The 12,113-nt window shown below is 32.2% G+C and carries 8 protein-coding genes and 1 tRNA gene; 7 read left to right on the forward strand and 2 right to left on the reverse strand.

Annotation, left to right across the window (positions count from 1 at the left end; translation table 11 throughout):
- On the reverse strand, positions 1-2,604 hold a 2,604-nt coding region (locus ABWP78_RS01860; RefSeq protein WP_353168393.1), incomplete at its 3' end, for a hypothetical protein.
- 395 nt (positions 2,605-2,999) lie between these two features.
- A tRNA-Phe gene (locus ABWP78_RS01865) sits at positions 3,000-3,072 on the reverse strand.
- Positions 3,073-3,193: 121 nt separating this feature from the next.
- Between ABWP78_RS01865 and ABWP78_RS01870 the strand changes: the two genes are divergently transcribed.
- From ABWP78_RS01870 to ABWP78_RS01900, 7 genes are all read left to right on the forward strand, one after another.
- Positions 3,194-3,928, forward strand: a complete 735-nt coding sequence (locus tag ABWP78_RS01870; protein WP_353168395.1) for a type III pantothenate kinase — start codon at positions 3,194-3,196, stop codon at positions 3,926-3,928.
- The gene (gene bamG, locus ABWP78_RS01875; protein ID WP_353168397.1) at positions 3,921-5,174 is read left to right on the forward strand and encodes a BamG family beta-barrel-assembly machinery protein; all 1,254 of its coding nucleotides are present in this window, start codon (positions 3,921-3,923) and stop codon (positions 5,172-5,174) included. Before ABWP78_RS01870 ends, bamG begins: the two co-directional genes overlap by 8 nt.
- 4 nt (positions 5,175-5,178) lie before the next feature.
- Positions 5,179-5,721, forward strand: a complete 543-nt coding sequence (gene lptC / locus ABWP78_RS01880; RefSeq protein ID WP_353168400.1) for an LPS export ABC transporter periplasmic protein LptC — start codon at positions 5,179-5,181, stop codon at positions 5,719-5,721.
- Positions 5,722-5,999: 278 nt separating this feature from the next.
- Entirely contained in the window at positions 6,000-8,105 is a 2,106-nt protein-coding gene (locus tag ABWP78_RS01885) for a peptidylprolyl isomerase (protein WP_353168403.1), read from the forward strand.
- Between the two features lie 158 nt (positions 8,106-8,263).
- A complete protein-coding gene (pth, locus tag ABWP78_RS01890; protein WP_353168548.1) occupies positions 8,264-8,830 on the forward strand; it encodes an aminoacyl-tRNA hydrolase in 567 nt (188 codons plus the stop codon).
- Positions 8,831-8,917: 87 nt separating this feature from the next.
- Entirely contained in the window at positions 8,918-10,999 is a 2,082-nt protein-coding gene (locus ABWP78_RS01895) for a T9SS type A sorting domain-containing protein (protein WP_353168405.1), read from the forward strand.
- Positions 11,000-11,075: 76 nt separating this feature from the next.
- Complete coding sequence (locus tag ABWP78_RS01900; protein WP_353168407.1) at positions 11,076-12,011, forward strand: bifunctional riboflavin kinase/FAD synthetase; 936 nt, start codon at positions 11,076-11,078, stop codon at positions 12,009-12,011.
- The last annotated feature ends 102 nt before the right edge of the window (positions 12,012-12,113 follow it).

Consider the following 12,113-nt stretch of genomic DNA (forward strand, 5'->3'; position numbering starts at 1 on the left):
AGTTTCGTAACAAGCTACTGTAGGTTGAGCTGGTTGCGTTCCAGTTACATCCCAAGCACAAGATGTTGTGTTGAATGTTGCAGTTTCGTAACAAGCTACTGTAGGTTGAGCTGGTTGCGTTCCAGTTACATCCCAATTACAAGTAGTTGTGTTGAATGTTGCAGTTTGGTAACAAGCTACTGTAGGTTGAACAGGTTGTGTCCCCGTTACATCCCAAGTACAAGAAGTTGTGTTGAATGTTGCAGTTTCATAACAAGCTACTGTAGGTTGAGCTGGTTGTGTACCCGTTACATCCCAAGCACAAGAAGTTGTGTTGAAAGTCGCAGTTTGATAACATGCTAAAGTAGGTTGAGCAGGTTGTGTCCCCGTTACATCCCATGTACAAGTAGTTGTGTTGAACGTTGCAGTTTGGTAACAAGCTACTGTAGGTTGAGCTGGTTGTGTACCCGTTACATCCCAAGCACAAGAAGTTGTGTTGAAAGTCGCAGTTTGATAACATGCTAAAGTAGGTTGAGCAGGTTGTGTCCCCGTTACATCCCATGTACAAGTAGTTGTGTTAAACGTTGCCGTTTGGTAACAAGCTACTGTTGGTTTTGCTGGCTGCGTACCAGTTACATCCCAAGTACAGGTAGCAGCGTTTAACGTTGCAGTTTGGTAACAAGCAATTGTTGGTTGCGCTGGTGCAGCCGTAATGGTAAATGTACTTGTTGTAGTACAAGTTGGAAATGAGGCATTAGGGGTGTACGTAATCGTGTAAGTTCCACCTGTAGAAGTTGATGGAGTAATTACTCCAGTAGCAGCATCAATTGTTAATCCTGAAGTACTTGTGAATGTTCCTCCTGCAGGGCTGAATGTAGGTGTAACAGCAGTGCTTGCAGAACAAACTCCAGAATTTGGATATGATAAAGTTGGGTTACAAGTATAACATCCACTTAAAGAAAGAACCATTGTACAAGTAGCATTTGGGCTATTTGGACTTTGGTCACTTACTGTAAAAGTTATGGTATGATTTCCATTTCCTAAAGAACTTAATGACGTTCCAGGAGTTGGAGATTGAGAAATTGTAAAATCACAATCATCAAAAGCTGCGATTGATGGACGGTAATCTGGTAATGTACCCGAACAAGAAGACAACGTTTGATTTGGTGCACAAGCTGTAATTACTGGTGCATTGGCTTCAGTAGCACAGTTTACTGCAATTGTACATCCAGCAATGGTTGTACCACAACTAGCTGTTGCGTCTGCTGTAGCTGTCAATGAATTACTTCCAGTAGTTAATGTTCCAAATAATGAAAAGTTATTACCTGTAATTCCATCGCGATTTGCAGTGGCAGAAGCTCCAGAATTAGTAACAATTACTTTTTGAGAAGTATTATTTAAAGTACCTGAAATATAGATATTTTTTGCATCTGAATGAAAATTTGTTAAGTCATTTGCAAATTTACTATTATTAATGGTCAATAATAAGGCCCCGTTAGGTTGCACATAAAAATCTAAACCATTGTCAAAATTATATGCTGGCATATTTGAATTGTCAAATAAACAGGTATCAAATGAATATGTACCTACACTTCCTCTTAAAGAAATTGCTGCACCATCATTTGAAATGTTTGAACTTGCTTCACAAAAATAACCAGTTGGGTTTGTAGTAGCACAAAAGAATGCGCCTTGAAATTTACAATTGGTAAAGCTTGCTAATAAATTAACATCTGTACTCGCAGCATAATAATGACCTCCTCCATTTGTGTTTGCACTAGAATCACCTTGGCAGTAATTTCTGTTAAAACACGAGTTAGTTACAGTTAGTTTTCCTGCATTTTGCGCAATAGCACCTCCGGCGCGAGCCGAGTTGCCATCAAAAGAAGTATTATCTACAGTAACTACAGAAGTTGTTCCAGAGATTTCAATTGCTCCTCCTTTTCCATCTGCATCACGTGATTGTGAAAACGCAGAATTTTTAACGATTAGATTACAAGAATTCACTTTAATAGCTCCTCCCGAAGCCCCATTAAATCCTGAACAACTGAAAAATAAGCCGTCAAAAGTTGAGCTTGAACCACTAGTTAAATAAATACTTTCTCCAGTTGTACTTGAACCGAAATTTTTCTTCATTACTACATTGGTCAATTTAAAACCAGTAATGTTAGCATTTACTAACAAGGCTTGTCCATTTCCTGATGCTAGGAAAAAGTCATACAACTGTAAGTTTTGAATAGTTACGTTGTTTGCGGCAATTGTAGCAAAACGATTATTAGTGTGGCTGGTAAATATCGTATTTCCAGTTCCTGCACCAATAATGGTTATGGCTTTGTTAAAGGTAAACATTATGTTACCTGAACCTGTAAAGGTTCCTTTGTCGACATAAATAATGTCTCCAGCAGCGGCAGCTGTAAAAGCAGCGCCTAAAGTTAATTTTGGTGCGCTAGCAGAGGTTCCTGCGTTGGCATCGTTACCAATTGCGGTTGTATAAATGTCTCCACTCGTGGAGCTGTCATTTACATACCAATTGGTCTGGGCTTGCGTTGCGGAACTCGCAAGCATTAGGAAAAACAAATACTTAGTTTTCCTAATCGTGTCCGAAAGACGAGTAAAAATTTTGTTCATAAAAAATAATTTTTTGTACAGTTAAGTTAGTATTTAACTGGTTGTTATTAGGTTACAAAATTACTTTTGTTCAGAACACGTAAATTTGAAAAAAAAATTATTTATTGTAAATCAGATTTGATGTGTTTTTTTATAAAATACTAATAATCAATTAATTATGTTGTATTTAATATTCTAATTATTGCAAGTCAAGTATTTTTTAGGTTCTACAAAAAAATCGCTGATTTAGCTGTTTGTAGAACAAATTCTACATTAAAAAAACGTTTTTATTAAGAATAATTGTTGTTATTATATGATTTTATAAGAAATCACTAATTTTTTATGATTTAGAAATCATATTTAAGTGTAAAGAAACAAAAAACCCTTAAAAATCATAAGATAATTAAGGGTTTTTGTGGTACCTCCAGGGATCGAACCAGGGACACATGGATTTTCAGTCCATTGCTCTACCATCTGAGCTAAGGTACCTTGCGATTTTAGGTATTGCTACCTTTTCAATGCGGGTGCAAATATAGAACCTATTTTATATTTTCCAAAACAATTATTAAAAAAAATCATTTTCGTACATTTGCATTTCTAATAATACTATATGATACTTACAATTGATGTGGGAAATACAAATGTTAAAGTTGCTGTTTTTAAGCAGTTTAACATTATTGACAAGTTTGTTTTCCAAAAAAATAGTTTTCAAAATAATTTCAAAATAATTTTTAAAAAGCATCCAAATCTTACTAAAGCAGTAGTAGCTTCCGTTTCGATGTTAGATGAAAAGGATAGTGTATGGTTGAAAAATCAAATTGAAGTAATTGAAATAAATGTAGATTCTATTTTTCCTTTCAAAAACAAATATACTACTCCAACTACTTTAGGTATTGACAGAATGGTTTTAGCATCTGGTGTCGTATTACACTATCCAAACCAAGATGTTTTAATTATTGATGCAGGAACTTGTGTAACTTACGATTTTGTTACCAATAAAAAAGAATATTTAGGAGGTGCCATTTCACCAGGACTTCGTTTGCGTTATAATGCGCTTAATGATTATACAGCTAAGTTACCTTTATTACAAAATAATTCGCCAGATAATTATATAGGGAACAGCACAGATGCGTCTATTCATTCTGGAGTTGTAAACGGATTATGTTATGAAATTGAGGGCTTTATTTCTGAATTTTCTGTTAAAAATAAACAATTTACAATAATTTTAACAGGCGGAGACGCTATTTTTTTGGCGAATCGATTAAAAAGCACCATATTTGCCGATGAAAATTTCTTATTAAAAAGTTTACACCAATTATACACTTATAGTTTACAAAATGATTAAAAAAATTGTCTTATTAATTACGATACTACTTGCAAACTTTGGTTTTGCTCAGGAAAATACAGCTTCACCTTATTCTTTTTACGGAATAGGAAGCGCTAGATTTAAAGGAACTAATGATATTGTTACTATGGGTGGAATTTCTGTATATTCAGATAGTATACATATTAATGTATTAAATCCCGCCTCTTATTCTAATCAATTTGTTACTACTTTTCAAGTGGGAATGACGTCTAGTTTTTATAATCTAAGTACCGCTTCTGCTAAAGAACAAGCTAAAAAAACTACATTTGATTATGTGGTAATGGGTTTCCCTGTATCGAAAAAAGTAGGAGTTTCTGTTGGACTTTTACCTCATAGCGCAGTAGGATATAGGTTAAATGCAGATACTAGATCAGTAGATGGTTTTGTAAAACAATATAAAGGGAAAGGTGGTGTAAATAAAGTATTTTTTGGCGCAGGATACAAATTAAGTCAAAAGTTAAGTGTAGGTATGGATTTTCAATATTTGTTTGGAATTATAAATACGCAATCCGATGTGTTAAATCAAAATATTATTTATGGTTCAAGAGAAATTAATGAGTCCACCGTTTCCGGTCTTGCTGTAAACGCAGGATTAAATTTCAAAACGAAGTTTACCAGTAAATTAGATTTCTTTTCAAGTCTAACGTACGCTCCAGAAGCAAAATTAAATTCAGATAATACTAGAAATGTATCTTTGGTATCAGCTTTGGCAAACGGATCTATTGTTCCAGCCTCACTTGATACGGAAGTAAATGTAGCCGATACTAAATTAATAGTCCCTTCTAAATTAGCTATTGGTGCCGGTTTAGGAAACAGACAATGGTTTTTAGGTGGAGATATAGCTTTTTCAGGATCAGGCAATCAAGTCAATCGTTTTGAAAATTACTCAAATGTTTCATTTGAAAATGGTGTAAAAGTGGCTGTAGGAGGTTTTATAATTCCAAAATTTGATTCGTATAATAACTATTTTCAAAGAGTTACTTACCGTGGTGGTTTCAAATTTGAAAATACAGGACTTGTAATTAATAATACGGCCATCAAAGACAAATCTGTTACTTTAGGATTTGGATTGCCTATTTCTGGAACTTTTTCAAGTATGAATTTAGGTATCGAATATGGTTCAAGAGGAACAACACGTAACGGTTTAATTAAAGAAGATTATTTTTCAATAAATATTGGTTTATTATTTAACGATAAATGGTTCAGAAAAACATTATATAACTAATATAATGAGAAAAGGTGTTGAAAATATTGCTATTCTTGTAGCGATTTTGTTTCTGCAAAGTTGCGAAAGTAACTTAAAAGATGTTCAACGCATTTATAAAACATCATTTGTTCCAACAGGTGAAGCCGATTCAATTAACTTGAAATACACCGATTCTGGAAAAGTAAAGTCAATCTTACAGAGTTTAAAAATGATTGATTATTCTACCGCAAAAAATCCGTTTGTTGAATTTCCAAAAGCCGTTTTAGTAACGCTTATTGACGCCAATGGAAATAAAACAACAGTAGTTGCAGACAAAGCCATTTCGTATAAAAAAACAGAAGTAATCGATTTAGTTGGAAATGTAAAAATTCAAACTTACGATGGAAAAGTTTTACAAACCAATCAATTGTATTTTGATCAAAAAAACGAATGGTTTTTTACAGAAGAAGCATTTACTTTTAAAGATGCTGACGGAAGTTATCTTCAAGGAATAGGAATTGATTTTAGTAAAGATTTTAAAATCTTTAATATGCAAAACAACAACGGAGAAGTCAATAATATGTAATTTTACTACTATGAAATATTTTAAATACACCCAATACTTATATTTAATAGCATCACTGCTTTTTTTGATATCTGTAATCTATAAAGCAATCAATAAACAAGATTTTAATTTACAAGCAATTATTGCTGTAGGATTCGCTATAATGTTTTTTGTGCGCCGCAGTTTTGTTAAAAAAACGGAAAACAACAAAAAAAACTTATAAAAAATCGACAATACTATTTTATTATTAAATAGATAATTGTATTTTCGCCCTCTGAATAAAAAAAATCAATATAAAAATGGCAATTTTATCAAAAATTAGACAACGTTCTATCTTATTAGTTTTAATCATAGCATTAGCATTATTTTCATTTGTATTAGCAGATGTAATTAAAAGCGGTGGATTTGGTGGTGGTTCAAATAACATTGGTTCAGTGAATGGAACTAAGTTTGAATACCAAGAATTTATGAATAAGGTAGCTAACGCTCAAAAATCGCAACAAGGGGCTTCTAATACGCAAGCTTTAAATTCAGTTTGGGAACAAGAAGTTAGAAAAGCATTATTAACGGATCAATACGATAAAATTGGTTTATTGTTAGGAAAAGAGCAATTAATGGCGGTTATTAAAAACGACCCACAATTGTCTCAATCACCACAGTTTTTAAATGCTGCAGGTAAATTTGACGATAAAAAATTTGCGGAATACATCAATTCTTTACAAAGTGCTCCAGACCAAACACAATGGAACAACTGGAAAACATATGAAGTTCAAATTGAAGATTTTGCTAAAGAGCAAATATATAATACGTTGATTAAATCAAGTGTGTATACTACTAAGTCCGAAGGAAAATTAAAATACGAAAGAGACAATAATAAAGTTGATTTTGATTATGTAGCGTTAGCATTTTCTACAGTTAGTGACGACCAAGTTAAGGTAACTGACGAGGAAATTATGGCTTATATGAAGAAAAATCCTAAAAAATTCAAATCAGATAATACTAGATCTGTAGAATATGTTTTAGTTGAAAACAAACCATCTGCAGCTGATGAAGCAGTAATGAAATCTAAAACAGATGGATTTTTAAATGGAAAAATTGAATTCCAAAATGGTGTAAACGATACTATTGCTTCATTTCGTACAGCAACAAATGTAGCCGCTTATGTAAATAAATATTCAGAAATTAAATTTGACTCTACTTATTTAGCGAAAAAAGATATTAATCCTCAATTTGCAGAACAATTATATGCATTAGCACCAGGACAAGTTTTTGGTCCTTATACTGATAATGGGTATTCAAAATTATCAAGAGTAGCTGGAAGAAAATCTGGCGCTACTGCAAAAGTTAGTCATATTTTAGTTGCTTATAAAGGCGCTATGCAAGCTGCTCCAACAGTTAAATTAACTAAAGAAGAAGCTAAAGCTAAAGCAGAAGGTTTATTGGCGCAAGTTAATGCAAATCCTTCAAGTATGGCCATGTTAGCTATGGTTAACTCTGATGACCAAGGTTCAAAACAAAATGGTGGAGTATATGATAATGTGGCACCAAAACAAATGGTTAAACCTTTTGACGATTTCTTATTTGGTAATCCAGTTGGGAAAACAGGAGTTGTAGAAACTGATTTTGGTTTCCACGTAATGAAAGTGGATGGAAAAAATGATGCGGTTTTATTAGCTACAGTAGCTTTAAAAATTCAACCATCAGAACAAACAGAAGAAGTAAATTATAACAAAGCATTAAAACTAGAATCTGATGCTACAGCTAGTGGTCTTGAAAAAGCAGCGAAAACAGCAGGTTTAAAAATTGCACCAGTTACTAGTGTAAAAGCATACGATGAAAATGTAGCCAATTTAGGTTTACAAAGACAAATTGTAACTTGGGCATTCAACGAAGACACAAATATAAATGACGTAAAACGTTTTGATATTGTGAATCAAGGATTTGCTATAGTAAAATTAAAATCGAAAAATGACGAAGGTCTTTTACCTTTAGAAGTAGCAAAACAGCAAGTTGAACCATTAATTAAAAACGAGAAAAAAACGGCAATTCTTAAAAAGAAAATGACAGGTAGTACTTTAGAAGCAATCTCTAAAGCTACAGGATCAACAATAGCTCCAGCTATTGGCGTAACTATGGCATCTCCAGTAATTCCTAATTTAGGTTATGAACCAAAAGTGGTAGGAACTGCATTAGGTTTAGCTTCAGGAAAAACATCTAAAGTGATTGAAGGAAATTCAGGATTATTTATGGTAAGAACCAAAACACTTACCAAAGCGCCTGTTGTAAAAGATTTTAAAACACAAATTGATCAATTAAACCAACAAACAAAAGGTTCTGCATCTTACAGAATCGTTCAAGGTTTAAAAGATAAAGCTAAAATTGAAGACAATAGAGGTAAATTCTAAAAAATATAAATTGAAAAATAAAAAAAGGGCTGATTTATTCAGCCCTTTTTTTATTTTTGTAAAAAGTTAATATGTCATTAATACAATCTTTATGTAAAATTTTAGGTTTAAAATCTAACATTCAAACAAGTGAAAAGACGGTAACTAATTCTCCAAAAATGAAAAAATTTTTAATAGTTGGTTTAGGTAATATAGGTTCGGAATATGGAAATACTAGACATAATATTGGATTTAAGGTATTGGATTATTTTGCCAATCAAGAAAGTATCTCTTTTCAAACACAAAAATTAGGCGATGTAACTGAATTTAAAATTAAAGGTCGAACAGCCATTTTACTAAAACCAAACACTTTTATGAACTTAAGTGGAAAAGCGGTTAAATATTGGATGGAAAAAGAAAATATTGAAAAGGAGAATCTATTAATAATTACAGACGATTTAAACTTAACTTTCGGAAGTATTAGAATCAAAACAAAAGGCACTGACGGCGGACATAATGGTTTAAAAAACATACAACTTTTATTAAATTCCACAGAATATCCACGTTTTAGATTTGGAATTAGTGATGCTTTCAAAAAAGGCAAACAAGTAGATTACGTTTTAGGCGAATGGTCAACAGAAGAAAAAGAAGCTTTAAAAGAAAGATTAAGTCTCTCCTCTGAAATAATAAAATCATTTGTCTTGGCTGGTTTGAACAATACAATGAATATGTATAATGGTAAATAATAATACTGGATTTCATTACTATTACATAACATAATTATTGTTTTTTTGTTATATTTGTTACCAATTTAACCAAATTATTAAAATAAAATGAAAAAAATTACTTTACTCCTTTCGTTTTTAGTTTGCTTCAGCACTATTGCTTTTGCTCAAATTGATAAGAAAGAAAAAACTGTTTTCGGGAAAAAAATTAATCCTGAATTTATTTCACCTTCAGGTCATGTTAGATGCATTTCATCTGAATACGATCAGTATTTAAGAGAGCAAAATCCAAAAACAGAATCTATAGCCCTTTTTGAAAAATGGATTAATAAAAAAATAAAAGAACAACAATCATTACAAGAAGTAGCTTCTCAAATTGGAGGTATTATTTATATTCCAGTTGTTGTACATGTTATTCATAATGGTGATGCTTATGGTGTCAATGAAAATATCTCAGATGAGCAAGTGCAATCTCAAATTACAGTAATGAATCAAGATTACAGGAAATTATTGGGAACCCCTGGATATAATTCAAATGCGGTAGGAGCTGACACGCAAGTTGAGTTTGTTTTAGCAAAAGTAGATTTAAATGGAAATCCTACAAATGGAATTAATAGGGTTAATTTATGTCAAGCAACTTGGTCTACCACTGCAATAAATTCTACTGTTAAACCCACAACAATTTGGGATCCAACACAATATATGAATATGTGGTCAATTAATTTTACAGATACATCATTATTAGGATATGCACAATTTCCAGAATCTAGTTTAGCTGGAATGGCTACAACAGCGCAAAACCCACTTACAGATGGGGTTGTGGCTAATTATACTACTTTTGGAAGTTCAGATTTAGTTTTTGGTAGTTTTGCTCAGCCCTATGACAAAGGCAGAACGATGACTCACGAAGTAGGACATTTTTTAGGATTAAGACATATTTGGGGAGACAATTCTGCCTGTCCAGCCACAAACACAGTCAACGATAAAGATTTTGTGGCAGATACACCTGCAGCTAGTACCGCAAATTATGGCTGCCTTCCTGGTACAAATTCCTGTACAGGAAATCCTGGAAATGATATGATTGAAAATTATATGGATTATAGCGATGATACCTGTATGAATATTTTTACAACAGGACAAAAAGCAAGAATTACTACTGTTTTAAATAATTCTCCTAGAAGATCTACTTTAAAGACATCAGTAAAAGATGTTGCGATACCATTATTTGCTATTGACGCAGAAGTTAAAATAGAAAATCTATGTAGTACTTCAGGGGCAACTTGTACAGATACAAATCCAAGTTCACCTTCAAAAATAATTTTATTATACAATAGAGGAACTTCCAATTTAACCTCTGCTACTCTTAGCTATAATTTTAACGGTGGAACTAACTACACACACAACTGGATAGGAAATTTGGTGCCAAATGCATACGCAAAAATTAGTTTACCTAATTCTATAGCTAATGGATTGCTAACAGTTACTGTAACAGCCGCTAACGGTGTTGCTGACCAAAGGGCTTCTAATAATACTGCAACAAAAACTTTTGGATCCACATTAGGTTATGCAAATTCAACTTCGTTTACCTTTACTCTTATTGGTGATTCTTATGGAAGTGAAACAACGTGGTCATTAAAAAATCAAGCTGGTACAACATTATATAGTGGAGGTCCTTATTCAGATATTACTACAGGTACACAAACTTTAGTAAATGCAGAAGTTTGGACGCTACCCGCAAATGGATGTTATTATTTATCAGTTAATGATTCTTATGGAGACGGATTGTATGATGGTGTGAGTCAAGGTTCCTATACTATTACGGCCGGAACTACAACTGTTGTAAATGTTACTGATTTTGTTGTTTTAGGAAATCCAGCAAACACGCTTGTTTCTAGACTAAGTTATTTTACAAATAATGTTGCGTTAGAATCTGAGTCTTTTGAAATATTTGATTCGGTTTCTTTATATCCTAATCCAGCAAAAGACAGGGTTACAATTTCTATTCCACAAGGCATAGAAGTTTCAGGAAGTTTTGATGTGTATAATACAATTGGTCAAAAAGTTACAACTAAAAAAATAACTTCAGAAAATGATTTAACAATTAATACAAATAACTATCAAGCAGGTATGTATTTTATTAACTTAACCTTAGGAGAATTCTCAAAAACACTACGTTTTATAAAAGAGTAATTTTTAAAATATTTTTCCATAAAAAGGATTGGTTTTTGCCAATCCTTTTTATTTTTGCATAAATATATAACTGACTTTGAAAATATATCAATCTCTTAACGAATTTAAGCCCTCTAAAAAAACAATTGTTACTCTTGGAACTTTTGACGGCGTTCATTTGGGACATGCCGCAATTTTAGATAAAATTTGTAACATAGCCAAACAAGAAAATTTAGAAAGTGTTTTGCTTACTTTTTTTCCACATCCACGGTTTGTTGTAAATAATGATTCGGAAATTAAATTATTAAATACGATGTCTGATAAAGCTATTTTGTTAGAACAAAAAGGCATTCAAAACTTTATAATTCATCCATTTGATAAGTTGTTTTCTGAATTATCACCAAGAGAATTTGTAGCACAAATTTTGGTAAAACAACTAAATATTCAGAAAATTATTATTGGATACGACCATAAGTTTGGAAAAAACAGAGCTGCCGATTTCAATGATTTAATTGCTTTTGGTAAAGAGTTTGGCTTTGAAGTGGAAGAAATTCCTGCAAAACAAGTTGATGAAGTTTCTGTAAGTTCAACAAAAATTAGAAATTCGCTTTTAGAAGGTAATATTTCATTAGCAAACGCATATCTTGGATATTCCTATATGTTGTCTGGAATTGTTGTGAAAGGCAATCAATTGGGAAGAACAATTGGGTTTCCAACAGCTAATATTGAAATTTCAGAAAACTATAAACTAATCCCGAAAAATGGGGTTTATATTGTAACCGCATTAGTAAATAATCAAACTATTTTTGGGATGATGAATATCGGAATTAAACCTACTTTAGGGGATAATGTTCCATCTATTGAAGTACATTTATTAGACTTTTCAGAAGATATTTATGATCAAAAAATTCAAGTAAATCTGATGGAACGACTTAGAGATGAACAAAAATTTGAAACATTTGAAGCCCTTAAATCACAATTAGAAATAGATAAAAAAAATACGCTTCACTATTTTAAAAATGAAAACTCGTAACTAATTAGTTACTCAATTTTCCGTTATTAAAATCCGCTTCTTGGTTATTAAAATTTATAAAAACTTAGCGCATAAATTTTTTCTTCAAATGTAAATTAGTAC

The sequence above is a fragment of the Flavobacterium sp. genome, from assembly GCF_040402955.1.
In the GTDB taxonomy this organism is placed as follows: domain Bacteria; phylum Bacteroidota; class Bacteroidia; order Flavobacteriales; family Flavobacteriaceae; genus Flavobacterium.